Origin of the sequence: Pararhizobium sp. DWP3-4 (assembly GCF_049898205.1) — a bacterium.
Lineage (GTDB): Bacteria > Pseudomonadota > Alphaproteobacteria > Rhizobiales > Rhizobiaceae > Pararhizobium.
In genome coordinates, this window is the sequence record NZ_JAFCXF010000003.1 from 89,542 (window position 1) to 114,910 (window position 25,369).

The window sequence follows — 25,369 nt, forward strand, 5'->3', positions numbered from 1 at the left end:
AAAACCGGCCTATCCTTCAATGCCTTCGCTCTTCATCGAGAGCGGAGGCATTGTTGCATCATCGGCCGATCTGATTCTGAGCCGCGTTATCCGGTTCTTCACCCGCTTCATCACGGTGAAGCGCTTGCCGTAGAAGGTGAACGCCTGCCGCTCTTCCGGGATCGTCTTGGATTCGTGAATCACCAGGCCGGCCACCGTCGTCGCCTCCTCGTCCGGCAGGTTCCAGTCGAGCGCACGGTTGAGATCGCGGATCGGCACGCTGCCATCGACGACGATCGAGCCGTCGGCCTCCTGGCGCACGCCCTGGATTTCGATATCGTGCTCGTCGGAAATATCGCCGACGATTTCTTCCAGAATATCCTCCAGCGTCACCAGCCCCTGTACCTCGCCATATTCATCGACGACGATGGCGAAATGGCCCTTGCGGCGCAGGAAGGCGTTGAGCTGTTCTTTCAGATTGGTGGTTTCCGGTACGAACCATGGTTTTTGCGCGATCCGGACAATATCGAGATCTTCCGGCTCGACATCCGGTTCGGCCAGCGCCCGCAACAGGTCCTTGGCATGCACGACGCCGATGATGTTGTCGGTCGATCCGCGCCAGACCGGCATGCGGGTATAGGGGCTTTCGAGCACGGTGCGAACCGCTACTTCCGGCGCGTCGTCGGCATTGATGCCGCGCATCGAGGTGCGGTGGATCATGATGTCGGAGATTTCGAGTTCGCCCAGATCGAGAACGCCGCCGAGCCGGTCGCGATCGGCCTTGATGACGGAGCCTTCGCGGTGGAGGAAATCGACGGCACCGCGCAGTTCTTCGTGCGCCGTCAGCATCGGCATTTCCGAGGACAGATTGATGCCGAACAGGCCGAGAATGCGCCGGACGATCCAGTTCACCAGGCTTGAAACCGGGCCGACCACCAGCACAACGATATTGACCACCCGCGCCACCGTCAGCGCGAACCGGTCCGGCGATGCAATCGCCCAACTCTTTGGCAGCACTTCGGCAAAAATGACCAGAATGACGGTCATCGCAAGCGTCGCATAGGCAACGCCGGACGCACCGAAGAAATGCAGGAACAGGCTGGTGGCGATCGACGACGACAGGATGTTGGCGAGGTTATTGCCGATCAGCAGCACGCCGATCAGCCTGTCACGGCGCTCGATCAGGCGGTTGACCAGCCCGGCACGCTCATCACCATTGTTTTCCAGCGTATGCATGCGGGATCGTGACGCCGCAGTCAGTGCGGTTTCCGAGCCCGAGAAAAACGCCGACAGCAGGATCATCAAGAGGATGATCAGGATGCCCGGACCATAGTCCGCCAGGAAAACCATGAATGTCTCGTTGCTCATCCCGGGTGTTTTTCCTTGAGAAAGGCTGTCACTTCCGATCCCGGAACGTCATCGGCAACGAAGGACTGGCCGATACCGCGCGTCAAGATGAAGGTGAGCTTGCCGCCGCTGACCTTCTTGTCCTGCGCAATCGCGTCCATCAGCTTTTCCACCGGCGGCAGCGTACCGGGAATGTCGTCCATGCGGGTCGGCAGACCGACTGTCTTCAGATGGGCTTCGACACGCCTGGCGTCATCGGGGCTTGCGAGATTCATGCGCGCCGAAAACTGATGCGCCAGCACCATGCCGATCGCCACGCCTTCGCCATGGACCAGACGCGTACCATCATACTGTGTCGCCGCTTCCAGCGCATGGCCGAACGTGTGGCCAAGATTGAGCAGGGCACGACGGCCATTCTCGCGCTCGTCGGCTGCAACGACATCGGCCTTGGCCTGACAGCTGATGGCGATCGCCTCGATGCGGGCGTCACCACCGGCAAACACGGCCTGCCAGTTGTTTTCCAGCCAGGCGAAGAAGTCCGGCTTGTCGATCAGTCCGTATTTGGCGACCTCGGCATAACCGGCCCTGAACTCGCGCGGGCTGAGCGTATCCAGCACATCGGTATCGGCCAGCACCAGGTCGGGCTGGTGGAAAACGCCGATCAGGTTCTTACCGTGCGGAGAGTTGATACCGGTCTTGCCGCCAACGGACGAATCCACCTGCGCCAAGAGCGAGGTTGGGATCTGGATGAACCGCGATCCGCGCCGGGCAATACCGGCTGCAAAACCGGTGAGATCGCCGATGACACCGCCCCCGAGCGCGATGACGGCATCATTGCGCTCGATCCGGGCGCCGAGGATCGCCTCGCAGACAGGGATCAGGTGTTCGAAACTCTTGGTCTTTTCGCCAGCCGGCAGAATCAGCGATACGGCCGTGATGCCGTTTTCCTTCAAACTTTCCATCAACGGCTCGAGATAGAGCGGCGCGACGTGCTCGTCGGTGATGACAGCCATGCGGCGGCCCTTCAGCCGCCCGGCGATCTCGCCGGCGGCCGTGGCGATCAGGCCGGGGCCGATAAGGATATCGTAGGAACGATCGCCCAGATTGACGCGAACGGTTTTGCGGGCGGCGGATAGGCTGGCACTGGTCATGACTTCACTTCTTCGGGAGACTGGCGAGAGCGGCGAGAACCTCTTCCACCATTACCTCTTTCTTGACATCGCGGGACAGCACCGTCAGGTCCGCCTGCGCATAGATCGGATAACGGGCGTGCATGAGGTTTTCGAGCGTCTGCTTGGGGTTTTCGGTTTTCAGCAGAGGACGGCTATCGCGCTTGTTGACACGCTCCCACAGCACGTCGAGTTCGGCATTCAGCCAGACGGACAGGCCATGGCGCTTGATATGCTTGCGGGTGCGCTCATTGATATAGGCGCCGCCGCCGGTGGAGACGATGCGCGGGCCGGTATTGAGCAGCCGCTTGATGACGCGAGCCTCCAGCGCGCGAAACTCGTCTTCGCCGTAAGCTGCAAAAAGCTCGCTGATGGTCATGCGCGACACGCGCTCGATCTCATGATCGGAATCGACAAAGGGAATGCCGAGCGCCGATGCCGTCATCCGGCCGATCGCCGATTTTCCGGCCCCCATCAGACCGACGAAGACGAGGTTTCGTCGCCCGAGCGCGGCCTTCGCTCGCCCGATCAGCGCTTCGGAAACCGGTTCAATCACGTCGCTCATGCAGTTTCAATTTCCCCGTTCCGTTCCGGTATCGACAAAACAGCCGGAAGCGTCAAGACTTCACGGCATAAGGCAACGGGAATCCCGTGCGATACAGCGGTTCTTGCACTTGCAAACAGGCATGGTCATATAGACCCCTGACCCTAGGAGTTGAAAATGCCCACCCTGTTCCGGTTCCTGTTCATCTGCGCCCTGATCGCCGGCGTGATCTATGGAACGATGGTTGCGCTGGTGACTTTCGTCAATCCTGTGGAGCGCGACGTGACCATCCGCATTCCCTCCGAACGGATCAACAAGCCGCAATGATCGATCTCTCCGCCGCCCATATGGAATCCTTCCTGGAGATGATGAGCGCCGAACGGGGTGCTGCCAACAACACGTTGATCTCCTATGAGCACGATCTGGAAGACGCCTATTCCTTTTTGAAGCAGCGCGGCGTCAAACCGACCGCCGCGACCTCTGACGATCTGCGCGCCTATCTCTCGCATCTGGCGCAGCAGGGCTTCAAGGCCTCGTCGCAGGCCCGCCGGCTGTCGGCGCTGCGGCAGTTCTACAAGTTCCTTTATGCCGAAGGACTGCGCACCGACGACCCGACCGGCGTTCTCGACGCGCCGAAGAAGGGCCGCTCGCTGCCTAAGGTGCTGAGCATCGACGACGTTTCGAAGCTGATTGGACAGGCTGAACAGGAGGCGGCGAAAAGCGGAGAGGATACGGTGGCGCGGCTGCGCATGCATGCGCTGATCGAGCTGCTTTACGCCACCGGCATGCGGGTGAGCGAACTCGTCTCGCTACCGGCCTCCGTGCTCGCCCAAAACGGCCGATTTCTCGTCGTTCGCGGCAAGGGCAACAAGGAGCGCATGGTGCCGCTGTCGCATTCGGCAATCCGGGCAATGCAGGCCTATGGTACGGCGATGGCAAGCGACAATGCCGCGCAGAAAACCCCACCGCCGGAAAGCCCGTGGCTGTTCCCTTCCTCAAGCAAAGCCGGCTACCTGCCACGCCAGGTTTTTGCCCGCGACCTCAAGGATCTTGCTGCCCGCGCCGGTATCCGGGTTGCGGCGATCTCGCCGCATGTGCTGCGCCATGCCTTTGCCAGCCACCTTCTGGCCAACGGCGCCGACCTTCGTGCCGTGCAGGAACTTCTCGGACATTCGGACATTTCAACGACACAAATCTATACCCATGTGCTGGAAGAACGGCTGCATCAGCTGGTCCAGAACCATCACCCTCTTGCCAAACAGGCGAAAAAACAGGATTAGGAGCGCCAGAACACTTGGCCGGGGCGGCTGAAACGTCAGACCCGTGGCCACTGGCGCAATATGATCGGAAACGCATCACATGCACAATTATCTCGATTTCGAAAAACCAATCTCCGATCTCGAAGGCAAGATTCACGAGCTGAAGAAGATTGCCAGCGAGGACGAGAGCATCGACACCGCCGATGAGGTCGAGCGCCTTGAAGTGCGCGCCCGCGAGGCGATGGCCGAAATCTATTCCAAGCTGAATCCCTGGCAGAAGACGCAGGTCGCGCGCCACCCGCAGCGCCCGCACTTCCAGGAATATGCCGCCAACCTGTTCACCGAATTCACGCCGCTGGCCGGCGACCGCAAGTTCGCCAATGACGAGGCGATCCAGGCTGGTCTGGCGCGCTTTCGCGGCACCCCTGTCGCCGTCATCGGCCAGGAAAAGGGCAACGACACCAAGTCGCGCATCAAGCACAACTTTGGCAGCGCCCGTCCGGAAGGCTATCGCAAGGCGATCCGCGTCATGGAAATGGCCGATCGTTTCGGCCTGCCGCTGATTACCCTGATCGATACCGCCGGCGCTTATCCCGGCATCGGTGCCGAAGAGCGCGGCCAAGCGGAAGCCATCGCCCGCTCGACGGAAATGTGCCTCAACATGCGCGTTCCGATCGTCTCCGTCGTTATCGGCGAAGGTGGTTCCGGCGGCGCCATCGCGATTGCTACCGGCAGCCGCGTCTATATGCTCGAACACTCGATCTACAGCGTGATCTCGCCGGAAGGTGCAGCCTCCATCCTCTGGCGCGATAGTACCCGTGCCAAGGAAGCGGCGACCAACATGAAGATCACCGCCGAAGACCTGAAATCTCTGGGGATCATCGACGGCATCATCACCGAGCCGGTCGGCGGCGCCCATCGCGATCCAAATGCCGTGATCGACAAGACCGGCACCGTCATCGCCGACGCGCTTAAGGAGCTTTCGGGCCGCACCGGCGACGAGCTGCGCTCCGACCGCCGCCAAAAATACCTGGCGATCGGCCGCCAGCTCTAATCATATTTGCTGGCTTTGCCGGGGTTCGCGTGGCAAATGGAGTGCGCGGTCCAACCTTGGCCATATTCTGGGCGTCTGGAACGGTTGAGCAAGGCGGTTTTGTAAGGTTAATATTTTGTGAAGTAAAAGGGCATATTGATTCCCTGTGGACCGCCTGCACGGAACGCCACGTTCGACAGTTTTTCTTGATGGACCTTTGCCGATGCGTTTGACACATCTTGTTGCCACCGCTGCCATCGCCGCACTCCTTGCGAGCTGCACCGCCAATGAGGCGATGGACACAGTCGATGTCGACCTCAAGAAAGTCTCCAGCAAGGTCAATTACCAGCTCTCCGGAAAAATAGTCCAGAAGATGCAGGCGATGAGCATGGCGAAGGATTCGCCGATCATGCTGCGCATCTTCAAGGAGGAAGGCGTTCTCGAAGTCTGGAAGGCCAATTCTTCCAACCGTTTCGAGATGCTGCGCCAGTACAAGATCTGCGCCTGGTCGGGCAAGCTTGGCCCCAAGGTCAAGGAAGGCGACCGGCAGGCGCCGGAAGGTTTCTACCCGATTTCGCCTGGCCAGATGAACCCGAATTCCAGCTATTATCTCGCCATCAATACCGGCTTTCCCAACCGCTTCGACCAGGCCAATGGCCGTTTCGGTACCAATCTGATGATCCACGGCGCCTGTTCGTCGTCCGGCTGCTATTCGATGACCGACGAGCAGATGCAGGAAATCTTTGCGCTGTCGCGGGACGCCTACAAGGGCGGCCAACAGGCGATCCAGCTGCAGGCCCTGCCCTTCCGCATGACCGCCGAAAACATGGCGCGGCATCGCAACAGCCCGAATATCGATTTCTGGAACATGCTGAAACCCGGCTACGACCAGTTCGAGATCACCAAGCGGCCGCCGGAAGTGAACATCTGCGAGAAGAAATACGTCTTCAACCAGCAGACGGACGGCAAATTCAGCCCAACCGGTCAATGCCCGGCCATGTCGACCCCGGCGGCGATGCAGGGTGCACTCGCGGCCTTTAACAAAAAATACAATGACGACTACGCCAAGGCGACGAAGAAGCTCGACGGCCTGGTCTGGTACGAGCCGACCGAAGCGGAACGCAAGGCGATCGTCGCGAAGCTGCGTGTCGGCAAGGAACTGGCTTACGCGCCGACCGGCACCTCGCTCGACGCCGGCAAGCTGATGAAGGTCGCCGATCTCGAAAAGCAGGAAGCCCGCCGCGCCGAGCTGGAAGAAGCCAAGAAGGCGATCGAAATCCAGAAGGCCGAGCTGGACAAATCCACCCGCAACGGCAAGAGCGTGCCGGTGCCTGTGGAAAACCCCTTGCCCAAGCCGGTACAGCAGGCCGCTATCGAACAGCCAGGTGCTGCCCGCAAAGGCTTCTGGGGCAGCCTGTTCTCCAAGAACAGTGCCGATGCGCAGCAACTTGAGCCGGCAGCCGTAGCCCCGGTCGAGGCGGCTCAACAGCAGCCGCTCGACCAGAAGCAAGCCGTGCAGCACGCGGCAGCTATCGCAACGCCGGAGCCGGTGACCACTGCGACAGCGAAAAAACCGGCTGACGCAACCGCACAGACAGCGGCCACCACCGAGGCGGCGCCGATGGCCGAGCAGGCCGTTGCCGAACAGCAGCCGAAGAAGCGGCCGTTTTGGAAAATCTGGGGCAATTGATGCCCGACGGCCTGGTCTATGACCTCAAGGGGCTGAAATGCCCCTTGCCGGTTTTAAGAACCCGCAAGCGCATGCTGACCCTTGCGCCGGGCACGCTGATCACGGTGGAGACGACGGACCCCCTCGCCATCATCGACATTCCACATTTCTGCCAGGAAGACGGCCACAGTCTGGAGCAATCCGAGGTTCTGGCTGGCGGACACCGCTTCGTCATCCGCAAGAAGGCTTGAGGGCGGCCAAGTGGCCCCAATCCCGTCTAGCTGTTGGCCCCAGCGGTGAACTGCCGATCATGTTTTAAAAAATTCTTCAAAAAAATTTCGATTGGCGTCGATCGAGCCGGGCTTCGTTCGTCGTATGATCAGGAAGGCCCCACCGGCTTCCAATAACCAAGGGAGAAGACAATGCGTGTGATGGTGATCGTCAAGGCGACGAAAGATAGCGAAGACGGCATCATGCCGACGACCCAGCTTCTGGAAGCCATGGGCAAATACAACGAAGAGCTGGTCAATGCCGGCATCATGATGGCTGGCGAAGGACTGCACCCTTCGTCCAAAGGCAAGCGGATCGCCTTCGACGGGCCAAGCCGCACCGTTATCGACGGCCCTTTTGCCGAAACCCGCGAGCTGATCGCCGGCTTCTGGCTCTGGGAAGTCAAGGACATGGCCGAAGCCGTCGAATGGGCCAAGCGCTGCCCCAATCCGATGCTTGGACCAAGCGAGCTGGAAATCCGCCGGGTGTTCGAGGCAGCCGATTTCGGCGAGGCGTTGACGCCTGAACTGGCCGAGCAGGAAGAACGGCTGCGCGAAAAGGCAGCCAAGCGCTGATTTCGGCCGGACCGCGTCAAGCCACCACTGCGGCTTGACGCAGCCGCTGCTGCTCGCTTAATCCGGAAGCATGGCGGCTAACCAAACACACCAGGCGATTGAAACAGTTTTCCGGATCGAACAGGCCCGGCTCATCGGCGGCCTGGCCCGTATGGTCAGGGACGTGAGTCTTGCCGAAGAGCTGGCGCAGGACGCGCTGGTGACCGCCCTGTCCGAATGGCCGAAGACCGGCGTGCCGAAAAATCCGGGAGCTTGGCTGATGGCCGCCGCCAAGCGCCGCGCCATCGATGGTTTTCGCCGCAAGAAGATGCTGGTGCGCAAACATGCCGAAATCGGCCGCGATCTCGACAGTGAACGCGATACCAGCGTTGAGGATGTCGAGGCGGCACTGGACGACGATCTCGGCGACGAGCTGCTGGGTCTCATCTTCGCCGCCTGCCATCCCGTCCTGTCGGCAGAGGCGCGCGCAGCACTCACCCTGCGCCTGATCGGTGGATTGACGACCGACGAGATCGCCCGTGCCTTTCTCTCCAATGAAGCGGCCATCGCCCAGCGGATTGTCCGGGCCAAGAAGACGATCGGCAATGCCGGCCTGACCTTTGCCGTGCCGCGCGGGCCGGAGCGCGGAGAACGGCTCTCCTCGGTGCTGGAGGTGATCTACCTGATCTTCAACGAGGGTTATGCGGCGACCACTGGCGAGGACCTGATCCGTCCGGCCCTATGCTCTGAAGCGCAACGGTTGGGCCGTATTCTCGCAGGCCTGCTCCCAGAAGAGCCGGAAGTGCTCGGCCTGCTGTCGCTGATGGAAATCCAGGCCTCCCGCCTCGCCGCCCGCGTTGCCCCGGATGGTTCGCCGATCCTTTTGACTGAGCAGAACCGCGCCCATTGGGACCAGTTGCTGATCCGCCGCGGGCTTGCAGCCCTGCAGCGCGTGGAAACGCTTGGCGGCGCCAATGGGCCTTATGCCCTGCAGGCGGCCCTGGCAGCCTGTCATGCACGCGCCCGCAAGGCGGAGGACACGGACTGGCAGAAGATTGCTGGCCTCTACGACACGCTGCGCCAAGTGATGCCGTCGCCGGTGGTCGATCTCAATCGGGCGGTGGCCCACAGCATGGCCTTCGGACCGGAAACAGGCCTCGCACGCCTCGACGAAATCGGTCTGGCAGCTGGATTGCAAAACTACGTTCCCCTGCCAGCAGCAAGAGGAGATTTCCTGTTCCGTGCCGGGCGATTGGCGGAAGCCAAAGTTGAATTCGATCGCGCGGCAGACCTCACCCGCAACGCCCGCGAAAAGGCGTTCTTTCTGGCCCGGGCCGCTGCCTGCAGCCGTTGAACCGCTGGCCTTTTCTAGTCCGCAGGACCGTCATCGGCTGACAGATTGTGATCGGCCCAGTCGCTTTTCGGAATCTCGCTACCTACCGCGAAGGCAAACGATACGACTTGCTTCAGGTCCGGCGTGACCTCGCAGGTGAAACCAATGTTGTACCAGTGGCTTTTGCTGCGAAACGCCGCGCCATCGGCCTGGAGTTTCTGCCCGGAAAGTTCGGTATCGGCCATCGCATAGGCGACCAGAAAGTCCGGCTTCAGCGCGGCTTTCCAAAGATGGACCTGCTCCATAGCCTCGATATTGCAAAGCTGGACGATGCGCTCGAAGGGCGCCAGCTGGCCCAGCGTCTTGCGCGCCTTGGCGCTGCGCGGATCCGCCAGGACCTTCGCCGACCGGAGATGTGTCGCCTGAACCATGACGCTTGCTTGAGGACGTGGCCGGTCTGTTGGCAGTTTGGCAAAATCCGGAACCGGACTTTCTGTTTGTGGCTCAGGTGCCGCATCGCTCATGGCCCCGGGCTGGGGTTGGGGCTGGAACTGGGGCGGTTGAACCTGGGTTTGCACCTCAGCGGCCGGTGGGCTGTTGGCAGCTTCAAACTGTTGCGGTGTCAGAACATCAACGGTAACGCTGTCTTCCGATGACGGGACCTGCCGGCGTGGCGTCACGGCCAGAAGCAGGGCAAGCCCGATGAGCAGATGGACGCCGAGCGAGGCGCTGATACTCCAGCCGCCGGGACGGCTGGAAGGATAGGCTGGCGCCCGCATGTTGCCGATGACTTCGCCCGCCTCGAGAAACATGCCGGCCCCTTGCCGATTGGTTACATCCGCAGCCCCGGAACCGCCAACGGGTTGTCCTCTAGCGCCTGCCGGTCCGGCCGGTCGATGCGCGGCTTGCCGGTAAAGGCGTCGAAAAGATCGCGCACGAACGCTTCCGGTAGATCCTTGGTGATCAGCACCATGCGGGTGCGCCGGTAGGACGGGTCGGGCCATGCAGCCATGCGCTGCGGCGTATGGAACACGGTCTGCACGCCATGCAGGATCAGCGGCCGGTCCGGATTGTCGGACATCGAGACGATGGCCTTCATCCGCAGCAGCTTTTCGCCATGGGCGGAGCGCAGCAGATCGACGAACATTTCCAGCGCCATCGGATCGATTGGCCGGTCGTGGACGAGGCTGAACGAGCGGATATCGGCACCATGCCGGTTTTCGTCATGATGATGGTGGTGATGGTCATGGCCACAATTTTCGTGACCGCAATGCTCATGATCGTGGTGGTCGTCGTGACCATGGGCATGATCGTGGGCATGGTCATGGTCCGCCGCCGCTTCATCCTGCAGCCAGCGGCCGACATCGGCGATCTTGGTTGCCGGATCGTAGAGCCCGCAATGGAAAAGTTCCGCTTTGCCAGCCTCGGGCAGATCGCCATCGATCATCGGTGCGCGCGGATTGAGCGCCCTAAGCCGCGCTTTCAGCGAGATCACCGCATCCGGCGTCGCCAGTGACATCTTGCTGATCACCAGCCGGTCGGCCATCGCCACCTGCTTGACCGCTTCTTCGTGATTGTCGAGCGTCGATAAACCGTTGGCCGCATCGACGACGGTGACGACGCCGTCGAGCCGGTAGCTCTGGGCGATGACGGGATTTCCCATCACCGACTGCAGCACCGGCGCCAGATCGGCAAGGCCGGTGGTCTCGATGACCACGCGCTTCAACGGCTTGATCTTGCCGGTCTGCATCCGGTCCATCAGATCAGCCAGCGTATCGACCAGTTCGCCGCGCACCGTGCAGCAGAGGCAGCCGTCGGACAGCTCGATGATCCCGTCGCTCGATGCCTCGACCAGCAGATGGTCCAGCGATACATCGCCGAACTCGTTGATGATCACGGCCGTATCCGTGAGATCAGGATCCTTTAGAAGCCTGTTCAGAAGGGACGTCTTTCCCGCGCCGAGGAAACCGGTGAGGATCGACACCGGCACGGCGTTCAGCAGAAGGCTCATTAGTTTATCCGATCAGTATGCGGAGGCTTTAAAAAACGGGGCGAGGAACCGGGATCGGCACATTGGCGACATCGCCCTGCGCGGTCTCCGTCTGGTCCTTGCCCTTGGCATCGGCCACCTTTTCGGTGCCCGGGATAAGCCCGGCGGCGACAAGGTTCAGCGGGCGGTTGATCTCGTGAATATAGGGCGACAGCAATTTCTGCCGGCCACCTTCATCACGGTTTTCCGAGCGCACCTTGGCGGCCTTCGGATTGCAGATTTCCTTGCTGACATCGGCGACCATGTCGCGCGTCTCACCATAGGGTGCAATCTGGCCAAGCCCGGGCTTGCCGGCGCCGCTCGACGTCAGACCGAGCTGCAGCAAGCGCGCAGACTCGTCCGCCCGGCCGCCAAGGCTGTCGGCGCCAAGCACGACGGAAACGACGGCACGCCCATTGCGTGTCGCAGATGAAACCTGATTGAAGCCCGAAGCGCAGATAAAGCCGGTCTTCATGCCATCGGCACCATCGAAACGGCCGATCAGCATATTGAAATTGGGATAGTTTTTCTTGCCCGTGGTGAAGCCTTCATAGGCAAAATAGGCTGCATATTGCGGAAACTCGCGCTTGATCGTGATCGCCAGAACGGCGAGATCGCGGGCGGTCGTATATTGACCCGGCGCAGGCAGCCCGTTCGGATTGACGAAATGCGAGGATGTCATGCCGATGCGCCGCGCCTCGGAATTCATCTGGTTGATGAAGGCGGGCTCGGAGCCAGCCACGGTTTCGCCGATCGCAACGGCAATGTCGTTGGCCGATTTGATCAGCATCATCTTCAATGCACTGTCGAGCGTGACGGCCTGCCCGGGCTTGTAGAACATCTTGCTCGGCGGCTCGCCGGCGGCGTTCTTGCTCATCACCACCGGTGTTTCCAGCGTCAGCTGGCCGGATTTCAGTGCCCGGAACGTCGTGTAGGCCGTCATCAGCTTGGTCAGCGAGGCCGGATACCATTTCTGATAGATTTCTCGCTGCTCGTAGACCTTCAGCGAACTGACATCGACAACCAGCTGCGGATTGGCCGCACTCGGCAAGGTCGCCGAAAGCAGCGACGCGCAGGCGCCAGTCAGGACTGCGAATAGCTTCAACGCGCCACTCTTGCGAATTCCAGTTGTCACCACGTCAAACCTCGAAATTTCGGGAATTGCCTCGTATCGTCCGGCTATTTAACCTATATGGCGAGGAGATGGCAAAGACCATTCTTTTGCGCCGATGCCAAATTTCTCGTATCCCATGCCCGCAATGGATCCACAGGAAGACAAAATGCCTATTCTGAACCGCGCAGCAGAGCTCCAGACCGAAGTCACGGAATGGCGTCGCCACCTCCATACGAAACCGGAACTGCTGTTTGCCGTTGAAAATACGGCAGCTTTCGTCGAAAATAAGCTGAAGGAATTCGGCGTTGACGAAATCGTCACGGGTCTTGGCCGCACCGGTGTTGTCGGCCTGATCAAGGGCAATCTCGGCGAAGGCCGCACCATCGGCATGCGCGCCGATATGGATGCCCTACCGATGACCGAAACCAGCGGCAAGCCCTGGGCCTCGACGACATCGGGCAAGATGCACGCCTGCGGCCATGACGGCCACACCGCCATGCTTCTGGGCGCTGCAAAATACCTTGCCGAAACACGCAATTTCAAAGGCGCCGTTGCGGTGATCTTCCAGCCGGCAGAAGAAGGCGGCGCCGGTGGCCACGAAATGGTCAAGGACGGCATGATGGAGCGTTTCGCCATCGAGGAAGTCTACGGCATGCACAATATGCCGGGCATGCCGGTTGGCCAGTTCGGCAGCCGCGTCGGCCCGATCATGGCCTCGACCGATGAATTCACCATCACCATCGATGGCCGCGGCGGCCACGCCGCCCAGCCGCACAAGACGATCGACCCGATCGTCATCGGCTCGCAGATCGTCAACGCGCTGCAGACCATCGCCTCCCGCTCGGTCGATCCGTTGTTTTCGGTGGTCGTTTCGGTGACCAAATTCAATGCCGGCTTTGCCCATAACATCATTCCGGAACAGGCCCTGCTGGGCGGCACGGTGCGCACGCTGATGCCGGAAGTGCGCGATCTCGCCGAACAGCGTATCAAGCAGATTTGCGAAGGCCTGGGTGCCGCCTATGGTGCCAAGATCAAGGTTTCCTATGCCCGCAACTATCCGGTCACGGTCAATCATCGCGAGGAAACCGGCCATGCCCTTTCGGCTGCGGCAATCATCGCCGGCGAAAACCAGGTATCGGGCGATCTTGATCCGATGATGGGCGGCGAGGATTTTTCCTACATGCTGCTGGCCCGTCCCGGCGCCTTCATCTTCATCGGCAATGGCGACACGGCCGGCCTGCACAATCCGGCCTACGACTTCAATGACGAGGCTATCCCGCACGGCATCTCGTACTGGGTGAAGCTGGCCGAAACGCGGCTGGCGGCTTAAGCTGCCGCAAGCGCTGAAAGGGTAGAGAATCCGATGCATGAGATAGACAAAATCGACCGGCGGATCCTCAACATCCTGCAGGCGGACGGCCGGATCACCAATCTGGAACTGGCCGACCGCATCGGGCTTTCTCCGACTGCCACCAGCGAGCGGCTGCGCCGCTTGCTGAAGGAAGGCTATGTCTCGGGCTTTGGCGCGCGGCTTGATCCGCACAAGCTGGGTTTCGGGCTTCTCGTCTTCATCGAGGTGATGCTCGACAAAACGACGCCCGAAGTGTTCGACAAGTTCGCCATCGCCGTCAAACAGGCGCCGTCGGTACTCGAATGCCATATGGTCGCCGGTGGCTTCGACTATCTCGTCAAGACCCGCTTCGAGGACATGAACGCCTATCGCAACTTCCTCGGCCAGGTGCTGTGGACCTTGCCCGGCGTCAAGGAAACCCGGACCTATGCGGTGATGGAAGAAATCAAGAACGACGGACCACTGCCGCTCGGCTGAGGTGCGTCTGTTTCCACACTCAGCAACCGGTGACAACCGGAGCCACAAGCGTAACAGCGCTGAGTTGCAGCCCTGACCAAATTCCATATTGTGCGCACTTGCGACGATCAGAGGTCTGATTCTCGCTCCAACCTGGATGGTAGCGGGCGCACAGTTGCGTCTTGCAAGGGAAAGTCGACAATGGCCGTAGCGCACCTGAAACACTGGAACATGTCGTTTGGCGGGGGCCAGCCGCTAGCCGTTATCGCAGGCTTGAATGTCCTGGAAAATCTTAAGCTGGCACTGGACGTGGGCCGGCACCTGAAGGCCGTCACAGCCGATCTCGGCTTGCCTTTCGTGTTCAAGGCCAGCTTCGACAAGGCCAACCGGTCCTCGAACGCCAGCTATCGCGGTCCGGGATTGAAAGATGGGCTGGCCATGCTTGCGGAAATCAAGCGAACCTTAGATGTGCCGATCGCCACGGATATTCACGAGATCGATCAGGCTGAAGCGGTTGCCGCCGTTGCCGATCTGGTTCAGATTCCGGCATTCCTGTGCCGCCAAACCGATCTGATTGTCGCCGCCGCCGTTGCCACAGGCCGCGCGGGTGGTCTGCTGCACGTCAAGAAGGCCCAGTTCCTTGCTCCTTGGGACTGTAAAAACATCATTGCCAAAGCGCGGGCGGTGGCGCCCGATCTTCAGATCGCCTTGTGCGAACGCGGCAGTTCCTTTGGCTATAACAATCTGGTCGTCGACATGCTTGGTATCGCCGAAATGCAGCGCCTCGGCGTCCCTGTCACGATTGATGCGACGCATTCCGTGCAATTGCCGGGCGCCGATCCCCGCACCAACGGCAGCTCGACGGGCGGACGCCGCGAGGGTGTCCCCATCATCGCCAAGGCAGCCGTGGCCGCCGGTGCCGATGGCGTGTTCCTCGAGTTTCATCCCGATCCCGACCGGGCGCTTTGTGACGGGCCAAGCTGCCTTCCCCTCGACATGGCTGGGAGCCTGCTTTCCACATTGCGTGCGGTCCATCAGGCGGTACGGTCTTAGCCCAAGCGAAGACGCGGGCGATCTTACGCGGGCAGCCCTTCCCGCTACGGCTCAGAATCCGATCTCGTCAGCAAATCCAGCCGTCTAAGCCGGCGATGAGGTTCGCCTCGATCACCACAATTTTGGTTCTTTTCAAACGGCATTGATTACGCATAGGCTGGGAGCGCAGCTCGACCAACGAGCCAATTTTTGAGGGGTGCCATGAAGAAGATCATTATCGCTGCAGCGCTCGCGCTCGCAGCTGCTTCCGGCGCGAATGCGCAAACCGTCAATGCCGGCAAGTACACCGTTCAAGGTACCAATCTCGACGGGTCGAGCTATGCCGGTACGGCGGAAATCACGCTCGCCAGCGAAACCACCTGCGTGATCGAGTGGGAAACCGCCGGCGTCAAATCGACCGGCGTCTGCATGCTCAACGGCGATGCTTTTGCAGCTGCCTACGTGCTCGAAGACGCCATGGGGCTGATCGTCTACCAGGTCAAGGGCAATGGCACGCTTGACGGCGCCTGGACGATTACCGGCAAGGACGGCTCCGGCACCGAAGTTTTGACCGAAGTCAAATGATTGGGCGGACGCGACAAAAGGCCGGCAAGGGGAATGTGCCGGCCTTTTCGTTTTAATGGATTACAGTGTCGCCATATCGATGACGAAGCGGTAGCGCACGTCGCTCTTGATGACGCGCTCATAGGCTTCGTTGACCTGGTCCATACGGATCAGTTCGATTTCCGAGACGATGTTATGCTCGCCGCAAAAATCGAGCATTTCCTGGGTTTCCTTGATCGAACCGATCATCGAACCGGCAATCGAGCGGCGCGACGGGACCAGCGAGAACGCATGCACCGGCACCGGCTTTTCCGGAATACCGAGCAGCACCAGCGTGCCATCGACCTTCAACAGGCCGAGATAGGCGTTCCAGTCGATCTCAGCCGAGACCGTGCACAGGATGAGGTCGAACGTTCCTGCCAGTTTCGTGAAGGTTTCGGCATCGGCGGTCGCATAATAGTGATCGGCACCGAGCTTCAGGCCATCTTCCTTCTTCGACAGGGACTGGCTGAGGACCGTGACATCGGCACCCATCGCATGAGCAAGCTTGACGCCCATATGGCCAAGACCGCCCATACCGACGACTGCGATCTTCTTGCCGGGACCAGCGCCCCAGTTGCGCAGCGGCGAATAGAGCGTGATACCGGCGCAAAGCAGCGGCGCGGTTGCCTCGAAGGGCAGGTTTTCCGGAATGGAAAGGACGTAGCCTTCCTTGACGACGATGAAATCGGAATAGCCGCCCTGGGTCGGGGTCTTGCCGTCGGCTTCAACGCCGTTATAGGTGACCACGAGGCCCGGCATGTACTGTTCCAGATCGACATCGCGGCTGGCGCAGGTGGTGCAGCTGTCGACGAAGCAGCCGACGCCGACCCGGTCGCCGACCTTGAACTTGGAAACCTTCGAGCCGACCGCTGTAACGATGCCGGCGATCTCGTGGCCGGGAACCATTGGAAACGCCGAATTGCCCCACTCATTGCGGGCCTGATGGATATCCGAATGGCAGATGCCGGAATATTTGATGCTGATGACGACGTCGTCCTCGCGGGGTTCGCGCCGTTCGAATGTGAAGGGCTGCAGCGGCTTCGACGCATCCGTCGCAGCATATCCTCTTGCCAGGGCCATGGGTCACTCCTTTATCTGATGAAGCGGGGATTGTGATGGAAGCACAGATCGCCTCTCCCCGGAAGCATACTTGCAGATCATGTTGGCAGAACGTTAGAGCAATCCTGCAAGATTATTGTACGATCCTGCAAAACGTGCCTTCAAGGTTTTGCAGATAACCGCAGAGCGACTAACTTGCGATTTGCGAGACAAAATCTAAATAGCTGGAAAGACTTTCGATTATGACAGCTTCACGAACCCCACGCAGTCAGGAACTGATTGATCTTATTGCCCGTTTCGCCAAGGAAGATGGCGATCATAAAACGGCTATACCGGGCGTCAGCGTTCACCGGCGCTCAGGAACCGGGACGAAATCCTGTGGTTCCTACAAGCCCAGCCTGGCACTGATTGCCCAAGGCGCAAAGCAGGTGGTGCTTGGCGACGACATCTACCGGTATGGCGGCGCCGATTATCTGTTGACCTCGATCGACCTGCCGGTGACCACGCAGATCGTCGAAGCGTCAGAGGAAAAACCCTATCTGAGCGTGACCTTCGGCATCGACACCACGCGCATTGCCGGCTTGCTGGACCGGGCCGGCGTACAAACCGGGGCGCCCGCGCCGGGCGCGCGTGGCATGGCTGTGAGTTCGGTAACACCTGACCTGGAAGATGCCGCCATCCGGCTGCTCCGGCTTCTGGACCGGCCGGATGACATTCCGGCTCTGCTACCGCTGATCGAACAGGAGATCATCTACAGGCTCCTGACCGGTCCGCAGAGTGGGCGCCTTCGCCAGATGGCGGTTACCGAAAGCCAATCGCACCAGATCAGCCGTGCCTGCGTCTGGCTGAAGGAACATTACGCCTTGCCCCTGAAGATCGAGGATCTGGCCAGCCGCGTCAGCATGAGCGTCTCCTCGCTGCACCACCATTTCAAGGCGATCACCGCCATGAGCCCCATGCAGTACCAGAAGCAGCTGCGGCTGCAGGAAGCCCGCCGGCTGATGCTGGAGGACATGCTGGATGCCGGTTCCGCCGGCCATCAGGTAGGCTATGAGAGCCAGTCGCAGTTCAGCCGCGAATATGCCCGGCAGTTTGGTGAGCCGCCGCTGAGGGATGTCGGCCGTGTCCGCCGGAGCCTGATGGACCGTCTGACCGGCGGCATGGAAGCACTCAGCGAAGGCTGACCGAAAAACCGCTCGCTCATATTCTGATCGGCTTCGTGGTAGACTGGCACGGAGGAGAATCACCATGATGCCAGTCACCGTACGCCTCAGTTCATGGCGGGAGGGGCGGCTCCTGCGGGAACCGGTGCTGCTGACGGCGATGGGGTTGCGCGAGACCCTGCTTGCGGCGCTCGATCACGACGAAGCCAGGGTCAATTTCGTCTGCCGCCAGGTGGAGGAAACAGGTGCCTACGAACTCTGCGGCCTCAACGAGGCCACCACCACGATCGAGAAAATCCTGCAGTCCTGAGCATCGGTCATGGATAGGGAGCGCAGCCAAAAAGGTGGCCAGCGGCTCTTGGGCTCCTAAACGAGGACCGGCACCGCAATATGATCCGGTTCCTGGCCGTTGCGAGCGCGCGCGATCATCAGCTCGAACGCCTTTTCCAGATGGCGGATGAAGCGCGTCGTATCAAACAACGGCGCGACCGTTCGTTGCGCGGCAATTTTCTCTTTCACGGCACGCAGTTCATCCCGGCTTTTCGCCAGCGAGACGCAAAGTTCGACATAGCCCTCCGCATTATCCGCGACCAGTTCGCCAACCCCAAGCGCCCGCAGCAGGCTCTCCGTCACCCGCGAGGCAAAGTGTGTGCCCTTGAAGGTCGGCACCGGCAGACCGGCCCATAACTTGTCGGATGTCGTCGTGTGGCCGTTGCAGGGAAACGTATCCAGCCCGATATCCGCCGCCTGAAGGCGGGCGATGTGATCAGGATATGCAACCGGATCGGCAAAGATAATCCGGTCACCGGCGATGCCTGCGTTTTCCATCCAGCGCAGAAGATTGCCACGCGCGAAACGATTGGAGCACATGACCCATAACAGGCTGTCATCCGTTCGCCGCAGAATATCCGCCCAGAGCTCCGCCGTCTGCGGCTTGATCTTGCGGTGCGTGTTGAAGGAGGCAAAGACGACGCGGTCTTCCGGCAGGCCAAGCGCACTGCGCGGGGCAGCGGACGGAAGCGGGCGTGTGACATTGTCATTGGCCTGGTAGGTGCCGGGAAGCAGGCAGAATTTCTCGTGATAGAACGGCCGGCTGGTTTCCGGCGTCACCACGGCGTCGGTGAGAATATAGTCGCAGTCGATGCCGGTCCCGGACCCCGGAAACCCGAGATAGGCCACCTGGACCGGGGCAGCCCCGTGATTGAGCAACCCGGCGCGGGAGCCCTTGGTATGCCCCTTCAGATCGACGAGAATGTCGATACCCGAGCGGCGGATCAGTGCCGCCGCATCCGGGTCCGACAGGTGGCCGATGCGCTGCAGATTGGGATATGTGTCGCGCGATCCCTGGTCGAGCCGGATCAGGTCGTCGCCGGTACTACAGAAAAGCGCGATGTCGAACCGGTCCGGATCGTGCTGCAGCAGCGCGCTTTGGAAAAGGCGCATCGTGGCATGCTGATCGCTGAAATCGGCCGAGAGATAGCCGACCCTGATCCTGTCAGAAAACCTGTGGGGCGCCGCCCGCCTTGCCGCTCTGGATGCCGGCGTGAAGGCTGCGGCACCGTGGATTTTCGTCTGCCGCGCATTGATGCTCTCGTCGCCGCACCAGCCGATATGGCGATGTGGAAACTCTGCGGCTAGATATCGCTCATCGCCGGCTTTCAACCGGTCCAGAAATCGCTGGTCATCCATCTGCGCTTCGTCGAGGCAGAGAAACTCGTGCAGATACCGGCGATAGGTTTCCTCGGCGTTGGTATCGAATACGCCGGATTTGGCGGCGAGCCGGGCTAAGTTCAAGGATGCGAAGGAATCGTCTGCCTCCTGCAGCATGTTGGCCGCAAGGGCCCGCAGCATCGCCTGCTTGGGGCCGCCCATTTCCGCACCCTTGATGTAGAATGCAGCGGCCTCAGTGAACTTCTGCGTCTTGGCATAACATTGGGCAATCAACAGCAGCTCGTTGAGCACGAACGGTTGCCGGCGGGCCGGCGACAGAATGCCCAATGCCTTGTCATAGTGACCTGCATTGTAAAAACCGAGCGCTTTTGAAAGAGATGCCGACATCAAGTTTCCAGACGTATCCACAGATAGGCCATCGCTAGCAAAACCGGCTGGTGCAAGGCTGGATCGACCGAAAACGCCCACGCAAGCCTCGCGCACCCGACACGGCCTACAGCGGGAAACCTCAATTCCGCGTGGATACGCCTGATGACACAGCTGACCCTCTGCATGCCAAGCAACCGCAATCTCCAGCACTCCGCCAGCGCGATCGAAACGGCACTGATCTACGCGGACAAAAGGGACTGCCGGCTGGTCGTATCCGACAATTCCGGAGATCCGCAGAAACGCGCCCGCTACGAAAACTGCCATCCACGGCTGACCTATGTCGTTCCAGACGGCGATGGCGGGCTGCAAAACATGGCCTCTGCTTTGTCAAAGGTCGAAACGCCGTTCCTGATGCCGATGGGCGATGACGACGAGATCTATGGCCTGGATGACAAACAACCGCTTGACCTTTCGGCCCTGCCCGGCGACGTGATCGGGATTCGTCCGCAAACATTCGTCTGGACAAACGAAAAAGGCGTACAGCAAGTCGATCGGTTTTCGATCACCGCCGATGATGCCGGCGGCCGGCTGCTCGAATATAACGGCAAGGCCAATGGCAATAACGGGCTTTACTACAGCATGTATCGCTCGGACCTGTTCAAAGGCCTGTTTTCGCTGTTTTCGGACGCCCATCCGACGCATGGCGGCTACTGTGACTGGGCCTTGAGCTTTGCATTCTGCGCCGCCGGAAAATTTCTGACCGATACATCGACGGTCTACCGCTATGACCTTGGCCGCTGGGCGAGCAGCAGCAAGCTGGAGGCCGCAAAAACCAGCCTCTATCTGCAGGCAGGATTGCCCGACACGGCAGAGCACTTCTCGGCCCTGTTGCGGTTCATAGACGTGCACGTCTTCCTGGTCAGCCTGCCCCTTCCGGATGCCCAGCGCCGGACTGCGCAGATGGCCAATGCCCGGCTGGCCCTCCGCACTTTTTTGCACGAAGTCACCAAGACCCCTGATCAATACGACCCCGAAGTGGTCTATCTGGCCGAACTGACCGGCCAGACCCCTGATCTCGACACGGCCTTCCAGATCTCCCTGCTGATCATCGACCGGCTGCAGGAGGGGCTGGCTGAGAAATATGTGCGGTTTATGAAGGCCGCGGGCGGAGCGGTGTGAGCTTTGCCGCCGCTGAAAGAGGTGCGCCAAAATGAGGAGAAATGCTCTTTGCCATGAGCAGCAAAGGCGCGTCTCCTGAGGCCCCGACGACGGGCTACGCCAGTCGGGTCACTTTTTCCACAACGCTGGAGAGGATGACAATGCCTTACCGGCAGCGCGCCTCGAACCGCCGGCCGTTACGGTCTCGATAGATGCAATAGCCTTGGCGCTCATGCGAACGGCCAATGAGATTGCCGACGATGCCGCCCGCTACTGCGCCAATAGCCGCGCCGCCCCAGCTGTTGCTGACAACGCCGCCGATGATTGCGCCGGAGCCTGCTCCGATTGCAGTCCCTCGCTCTGTCACCGCGCAAGACGACAGGGCTACAATTAGTGTGGGAGCACGCCGGGACTCCGCTCATTTCCAGTCCGGCCGAATGACCAAAGAAGCTGATAAAACGCTAGCGGTAGAGAATAGCTGCCAATGTTGGCAGCATCTGACCAGTTGTTCAAAAGATTTTGGGATTTTGGGATTTTGGTAGCGGGAGAGGGACTCGAACCCCCGACACGCGGATTATGATTCCGCTGCTCTAACCACCTGAGCTACCCCGCCATCAGACTGCGACTTGGGCGCTTGGCCGCTGTCGTCGCGTCAGTGGGCGGCTTATAAGGTGCGGTTCATGCTGGTGTCAAGCCGAGCCGTTTCAAAAAACCGGAAGTTTTTCAAGGGACGCTGGACAATGGCCGGACACAGCGCGTGATGCGCAGTCCCCGGCCCTGGATCAGGCTGCAACCACGCTCTGCAGCAGGTCCTTCAGAGCAGCTTCGGCTGCGGCCTCGCGTTCGGAGCGCAGGATGAAACCGCCGCCATAGACGCGGGCGTCTTCTCCGATACCGGAATAGAGCGCGCAGGCCTGGCCGGGGGCAACGCCCGCCTCGCCTTCCAGCAGCTCGACCGAGACGCCGTCTGCGCTGGCGCGCAGGATCGCAGGCGCCGGCTGACGCGTCGATCGGACCTTGGCGAAACAGGCAAACCCATCAGCCGCTACATCGAAAATATCGCCGTCACCCAGCCAGTTGATGTCGCGCAGATAGACGCGGCGGGTTTCCAGTGCTTCCTTCGGACCGACGATGACGCGGCGCGAACGGGCATCGAGATGCACCACATAAAGCGGCTCGCCGGTGGCGACGCCGATGCCGCGGCGTTGACCGATCGTATAGTGCAGGATGCCATCGTGGCTGCCGAGAACGCGGCCATCCAGATGGACGATATCGCCCGCCAGCGACGCATTCGGCTTCAGCTTGTTGATGATATCGGCATATTTTCCCTGCGGCACGAAACAGATGTCCTGGCTGTCGGCCTTCTTGGCGACGACGAGGCCCATATCCTCAGCCAGCTGCCGGGTTTCCGCCTTGGTGAGGTTGCCGAGCGGAAAACGTAGATAGTCGATCTGCTCCTGCGTGGTGGCAAACAGGAAATAGCTCTGGTCGCGATCGGCATCCGTCGGGCGAAACAATGCGCGGCGGCTAGGCGCGTCCGGCTGCGGATTGGCCTTTGAGCGGATGTAATGGCCGGTCGCCAGCGCATCGGCGCCGAGATCGCGGGCCGTCGCCAGAAGATCGGCGAATTTGACGGTCTGATTGCAGGCAACGCAGGGGATCGGCGTCTCGCCGGCGACATAGCTTTCGGCAAAGGGATTTATTACCGTTTCGCGAAAGCGCTGCTCGTAGTCGAGAACGTAATGCGGAATGCCCAGCACCTCGCAGACGCGGCGGGCATCGTCGATGTCCTGGCCGGCGCAGCAGGAGCCGGCCCGATGGATGGCCGCCCCGTGATCGTAAAGCTGCAGGGTGATGCCGAGAACGTCGTAGCCCTGGCGTTTGAGGATGCCGGCCACCACGGAACTGTCAACGCCGCCGGACATGGCAACGACGACGCGCGTATCTTCGGGCTTGCGATCAAAATCGAGACTGTTCACGGCATCCAATCCGGCATTCCGGTCAATCGGCGGGTTGTTCGCATTTTAGCGCGACCATACCCTGTTTCCTGCAAACGGCCAACGCCGCAGCAAAGCGGTTCCGGCCCAGGCCGGCCATGCCGCAAGCCGTTATATAGAAAGTCGCGGGGAATTGAACAAGGGCGACGGCTTTGGGCTGGTCAGATCAGCTTCATCCGCATGGCGCGGGCGATCGCCTGCATGCGATTGACCGAATCGAGCTTGCGGGTCGCGGTCTTGAAGTAACTGGAAACCGTATAGGCGGAAATACCGAGGATGATGGCGATCTCGTCGCTGCTCTTGCCGGCCGCAGCCCAGCGCAGACACTCGATCTCGCGCGTCGACAGCTTGTCGCGCGCCGAGGCGCCGACTTCTAAGGTTCGCTCGAGGGTTTCGAACAGTTGCAGCAGGGTCAGATAGAGATCGGCCGTCTCGGCCCTCTCGGGCTCGCCACGCGGTCCGCACAGCAGAGCAGCAAATGCCTCCCCATGGGTGGTGTGCAGTGTAACGGCAAATGTATTGTTCATCGCCTGCGCGGCAAACAGCGCGCCGACAGTATCACGGGCTGCAGAGCCTTGCGCATTGAGCAGCGATTGTGTTGCGCCGAAGACCGGCAGTTTCGTATGACGCAGCCGCTCGATCAGTGCACTGGCCTGGAAAACCGTGGCGGCGTCGTATTCCCGCACAAGCTCCGATGGCCAGCTGCTCAAAACAAGGCGCTCGGCGAAGCGCTGCTGCTCGCCGAAGGGAATACGCACGATCATGAAATGGCTGAAACCGAATTGCGCCGTGCACTGGCGCATCAGGTGGAGCACTTCATACTCCGTCTGGACTGCGGAACTGTTCATGCCTGAAAGAAAATCAGCATAAGCTTCGCTTCGCAAGGTCAGCTTGTCAGGGTCTCTCATATTTTCATCACCAACCTGCCGGCCATCGCGCCAGCTCTCGAAAAATTCTCATTCCGGAATTTTTTCGGCAGCAGCACGATAGATCCAACACCGACAAAAACTCCGAGAGGCCACCAGGGACACAATCGAAGCGAAAAGGAGGGTGTTTTGAAATAAAATGGCGCATCGAGAGCATTCCAGAGCAACAAAATGCTGCATATGCTCAATTACTCGCCGTTATTATCAACAATTTGATGAAAATTGAACCATTATATTTGCATAGCTCCCATGCATACCTGGAAATTACCAGGACAAAGCTTTAGAAGACTACAATAAAAATGGCTCCGCGAGAACAGTTACGCCGCTCCATATACGGCTTGGACGATCCGCAATTGGTCGAAGAGCGCTCTGGAAGTCTCTAAAATTATTAGCAAATTGTTACCACCCGCTTAGGCAAATGTTAAATGTGGCAGGGTAAGTTGAGCCTACATGGTCTTGAGTATGTGTAGAGAGTCCAATGACCGAAATGATACGACCCCGCGTGAAATATGTCATCGGACCCGATGGCAGCCCTTTGACAATTGCTGATCTGCCACCGGCCAATACGCGCCGCTGGGTGATCCGCAGAAAGGCAGAAGTCGTCGCCGCCGTGCGTGGCGGACTGCTGAGCCTGGAAGAAGCCTGTGACCGCTATACCCTGACCGTCGAAGAATTCCTGTCCTGGCAGTCCTCGATCAGCGACCATGGCCTTGCCGGCCTGCGGACGACCCGCATCCAGCAATATCGCCACTAGCCAGACCCTTCATTTGCAAGAGCTCAAGCGGCCGCATTCAGTGCGGCCGCAGCTGCATTTGAAGCAGCCCCGTCAGCACCGCCGATCCTGCGTAGAACCAAAGGCCCGGCTGGGTGAAAGCCTCTGCCATTCCACTGGTCTTTGCCGCAAAGATGACGAGCGCTACAAGCATCACATCCATCATCGACCATTTGCCGAGTAACGGCAGAAGGCGGGCGACCATTCCGTCCGCAGCCTTGCCGTTCGCCGGTGCTGTCGCCTCGAAGGCAATCCCGACCAGCTTCGCAAAAGGGAACACGATGGAAAAAAGCGCCACGATGATGGCCAGCATCTGGTTGCCCTCTCCCCAAAGCGACGATACGATTCCCAGAAGCGACGGCGTTTCGGTGAAAAAAACCATTTTTCAAACTGAACCAACGGCAGCACAAGCCCGAGAGCGAGAAAAAAAGCGGACAGAACAAGGAAAAGCGGAGGGATGAGACGCATGATTCCTGTCTTCTCTTGCACGGACGGGATTACATATCACC

Annotated in this window: 26 protein-coding genes, 1 tRNA gene and 1 pseudogene; 15 read left to right on the plus strand and 13 right to left on the minus strand. The window is 60.2% G+C overall.

The features are described 5' to 3' along the window. Positions 1-9: 9 nt before the first annotated feature. The 3 genes from ACP7E6_RS09750 to ACP7E6_RS09760 are packed head-to-tail and all read right to left on the minus strand — an operon-like array spanning position 10 to position 3,060. Positions 10-1,347 (minus strand): HlyC/CorC family transporter, encoded by a 1,338-nt coding sequence (locus ACP7E6_RS09750; protein WP_426229569.1) that lies wholly within the window; start codon positions 1,345-1,347, stop codon positions 10-12. Further along, positions 1,344-2,477, minus strand: a complete 1,134-nt coding sequence (aroB, locus tag ACP7E6_RS09755; RefSeq protein ID WP_426229571.1) for a 3-dehydroquinate synthase — start codon at positions 2,475-2,477, stop codon at positions 1,344-1,346. Before aroB ends, ACP7E6_RS09750 begins: the two co-directional genes overlap by 4 nt. 4 nt (positions 2,478-2,481) lie before the next feature. Beyond that, on the minus strand, positions 2,482-3,060 hold the full coding sequence (locus ACP7E6_RS09760; RefSeq protein WP_426126976.1) for a shikimate kinase: 579 nt from the start codon (positions 3,058-3,060) through the stop codon (positions 2,482-2,484). A 156-nt stretch (positions 3,061-3,216) separates the two neighbouring features. On the opposite strand from ACP7E6_RS09760, the gene ACP7E6_RS09765 reads away from it, so the two are divergent. From ACP7E6_RS09765 to ACP7E6_RS09795, 7 genes are all read left to right on the plus strand, one after another. Further along, a complete protein-coding gene (locus ACP7E6_RS09765) occupies positions 3,217-3,366 on the plus strand; it encodes a hypothetical protein (RefSeq protein WP_037163889.1) in 150 nt (49 codons plus the stop codon). Continuing rightward, positions 3,363-4,319 (plus strand): site-specific tyrosine recombinase XerD, encoded by a 957-nt coding sequence (xerD, locus tag ACP7E6_RS09770; protein ID WP_426229574.1) that lies wholly within the window; start codon positions 3,363-3,365, stop codon positions 4,317-4,319. The genes ACP7E6_RS09765 and xerD overlap by 4 nt, the downstream gene beginning before the upstream one ends. 79 nt (positions 4,320-4,398) lie before the next feature. After that, the gene (locus tag ACP7E6_RS09775) at positions 4,399-5,352 is read left to right on the plus strand and encodes an acetyl-CoA carboxylase carboxyltransferase subunit alpha (RefSeq protein ID WP_426229575.1); all 954 of its coding nucleotides are present in this window, start codon (positions 4,399-4,401) and stop codon (positions 5,350-5,352) included. A 202-nt stretch (positions 5,353-5,554) separates the two neighbouring features. Then, positions 5,555-7,021 (plus strand): L,D-transpeptidase family protein, encoded by a 1,467-nt coding sequence (locus ACP7E6_RS09780; RefSeq protein ID WP_426229577.1) that lies wholly within the window; start codon positions 5,555-5,557, stop codon positions 7,019-7,021. Beyond that, on the plus strand, positions 7,021-7,251 hold the full coding sequence (locus ACP7E6_RS09785; protein WP_426229579.1) for a sulfurtransferase TusA family protein: 231 nt from the start codon (positions 7,021-7,023) through the stop codon (positions 7,249-7,251). The genes ACP7E6_RS09780 and ACP7E6_RS09785 overlap by 1 nt, the downstream gene beginning before the upstream one ends. Before the next feature lie 171 nt (positions 7,252-7,422). Further along, a complete protein-coding gene (locus ACP7E6_RS09790; RefSeq protein WP_426229581.1) occupies positions 7,423-7,845 on the plus strand; it encodes a YciI family protein in 423 nt (140 codons plus the stop codon). A gap of 70 nt (positions 7,846-7,915) precedes the next feature. Continuing rightward, complete coding sequence (locus ACP7E6_RS09795; RefSeq protein WP_426229583.1) at positions 7,916-9,178, plus strand: RNA polymerase sigma factor; 1,263 nt, start codon at positions 7,916-7,918, stop codon at positions 9,176-9,178. 14 nt (positions 9,179-9,192) lie between these two features. Here the strand turns inward: ACP7E6_RS09795 and ACP7E6_RS09800 are convergent, their stop codons facing one another. The 3 genes from ACP7E6_RS09800 to ACP7E6_RS09810 are packed head-to-tail and all read right to left on the minus strand — an operon-like array spanning position 9,193 to position 12,324. Then, a complete protein-coding gene (locus ACP7E6_RS09800; protein WP_426229585.1) occupies positions 9,193-9,969 on the minus strand; it encodes a DUF930 domain-containing protein in 777 nt (258 codons plus the stop codon). A gap of 20 nt (positions 9,970-9,989) precedes the next feature. Next, positions 9,990-11,168: a CobW family GTP-binding protein gene (locus ACP7E6_RS09805; RefSeq protein ID WP_426229587.1), complete on the minus strand. Its 1,179-nt coding sequence runs from the start codon at positions 11,166-11,168 to the stop codon at positions 9,990-9,992. Positions 11,169-11,196: 28 nt separating this feature from the next. Then, positions 11,197-12,324, minus strand: a complete 1,128-nt coding sequence (locus ACP7E6_RS09810; protein ID WP_426229589.1) for a D-alanyl-D-alanine carboxypeptidase family protein — start codon at positions 12,322-12,324, stop codon at positions 11,197-11,199. 142 nt (positions 12,325-12,466) lie between these two features. On the opposite strand from ACP7E6_RS09810, the gene ACP7E6_RS09815 reads away from it, so the two are divergent. The 4 genes from ACP7E6_RS09815 (at position 12,467) to ACP7E6_RS09830 (ending at position 15,724) form a co-directional block, all read left to right on the plus strand. Beyond that, positions 12,467-13,630 carry a M20 aminoacylase family protein gene (locus ACP7E6_RS09815; RefSeq protein WP_426126951.1) on the plus strand — a complete coding sequence of 388 codons (1,164 nt, stop codon included), beginning with the start codon at positions 12,467-12,469 and terminating at the stop codon, positions 13,628-13,630. Between the two features lie 33 nt (positions 13,631-13,663). Then, positions 13,664-14,128 (plus strand): Lrp/AsnC ligand binding domain-containing protein, encoded by a 465-nt coding sequence (locus ACP7E6_RS09820; RefSeq protein WP_426126950.1) that lies wholly within the window; start codon positions 13,664-13,666, stop codon positions 14,126-14,128. A gap of 180 nt (positions 14,129-14,308) precedes the next feature. Next, positions 14,309-15,160, plus strand: a complete 852-nt coding sequence (gene kdsA, locus ACP7E6_RS09825) for a 3-deoxy-8-phosphooctulonate synthase (RefSeq protein ID WP_426229591.1) — start codon at positions 14,309-14,311, stop codon at positions 15,158-15,160. 201 nt (positions 15,161-15,361) lie between these two features. Continuing rightward, entirely contained in the window at positions 15,362-15,724 is a 363-nt protein-coding gene (locus ACP7E6_RS09830; protein ID WP_426229593.1) for a hypothetical protein, read from the plus strand. Between the two features lie 60 nt (positions 15,725-15,784). Here the strand turns inward: ACP7E6_RS09830 and ACP7E6_RS09835 are convergent, their stop codons facing one another. Then, positions 15,785-16,825 carry an NAD(P)-dependent alcohol dehydrogenase gene (locus tag ACP7E6_RS09835; protein WP_426229595.1) on the minus strand — a complete coding sequence of 347 codons (1,041 nt, stop codon included), beginning with the start codon at positions 16,823-16,825 and terminating at the stop codon, positions 15,785-15,787. Positions 16,826-17,046: 221 nt separating this feature from the next. Between ACP7E6_RS09835 and ACP7E6_RS09840 the strand changes: the two genes are divergently transcribed. Beyond that, positions 17,047-17,988, plus strand: a complete 942-nt coding sequence (locus ACP7E6_RS09840) for an AraC family transcriptional regulator (protein WP_426229597.1) — start codon at positions 17,047-17,049, stop codon at positions 17,986-17,988. A gap of 64 nt (positions 17,989-18,052) precedes the next feature. Then, positions 18,053-18,277: a hypothetical protein gene (locus ACP7E6_RS09845; RefSeq protein ID WP_426229599.1), complete on the plus strand. Its 225-nt coding sequence runs from the start codon at positions 18,053-18,055 to the stop codon at positions 18,275-18,277. Between the two features lie 56 nt (positions 18,278-18,333). Here the strand turns inward: ACP7E6_RS09845 and ACP7E6_RS09850 are convergent, their stop codons facing one another. Continuing rightward, positions 18,334-20,025: a hypothetical protein gene (locus tag ACP7E6_RS09850; protein WP_426229601.1), complete on the minus strand. Its 1,692-nt coding sequence runs from the start codon at positions 20,023-20,025 to the stop codon at positions 18,334-18,336. A 144-nt stretch (positions 20,026-20,169) separates the two neighbouring features. On the opposite strand from ACP7E6_RS09850, the gene ACP7E6_RS09855 reads away from it, so the two are divergent. After that, positions 20,170-21,186 (plus strand): hypothetical protein, encoded by a 1,017-nt coding sequence (locus tag ACP7E6_RS09855; RefSeq protein WP_426229603.1) that lies wholly within the window; start codon positions 20,170-20,172, stop codon positions 21,184-21,186. A gap of 145 nt (positions 21,187-21,331) precedes the next feature. On the opposite strand, the gene ACP7E6_RS09860 is transcribed toward ACP7E6_RS09855, so the two are convergent. From ACP7E6_RS09860 to ACP7E6_RS09875, 4 genes are all read right to left on the minus strand, one after another. Next, positions 21,332-21,556 (minus strand): YMGG-like glycine zipper-containing protein, encoded by a 225-nt coding sequence (locus ACP7E6_RS09860; protein WP_426229930.1) that lies wholly within the window; start codon positions 21,554-21,556, stop codon positions 21,332-21,334. A gap of 145 nt (positions 21,557-21,701) precedes the next feature. Further along, positions 21,702-21,778, minus strand: a tRNA-Met gene (locus ACP7E6_RS09865). A 169-nt stretch (positions 21,779-21,947) separates the two neighbouring features. Continuing rightward, entirely contained in the window at positions 21,948-23,144 is a 1,197-nt protein-coding gene (mnmA, locus tag ACP7E6_RS09870; protein ID WP_426229605.1) for a tRNA 2-thiouridine(34) synthase MnmA, read from the minus strand. A 179-nt stretch (positions 23,145-23,323) separates the two neighbouring features. Next, entirely contained in the window at positions 23,324-24,070 is a 747-nt protein-coding gene (locus ACP7E6_RS09875; protein WP_426229607.1) for a LuxR C-terminal-related transcriptional regulator, read from the minus strand. A 496-nt stretch (positions 24,071-24,566) separates the two neighbouring features. Here ACP7E6_RS09875 and ACP7E6_RS09880 point away from each other — a divergent pair, with 496 nt between their 5' ends. Further along, complete coding sequence (locus tag ACP7E6_RS09880) at positions 24,567-24,842, plus strand: DUF1153 domain-containing protein (protein ID WP_037099805.1); 276 nt, start codon at positions 24,567-24,569, stop codon at positions 24,840-24,842. A 37-nt stretch (positions 24,843-24,879) separates the two neighbouring features. Here ACP7E6_RS09880 and ACP7E6_RS09885 read toward each other — a convergent pair. Continuing rightward, positions 24,880-25,328: pseudogene (locus ACP7E6_RS09885) on the minus strand (paraquat-inducible protein A). Between the last annotated feature and the right edge of the window lie 41 nt (positions 25,329-25,369).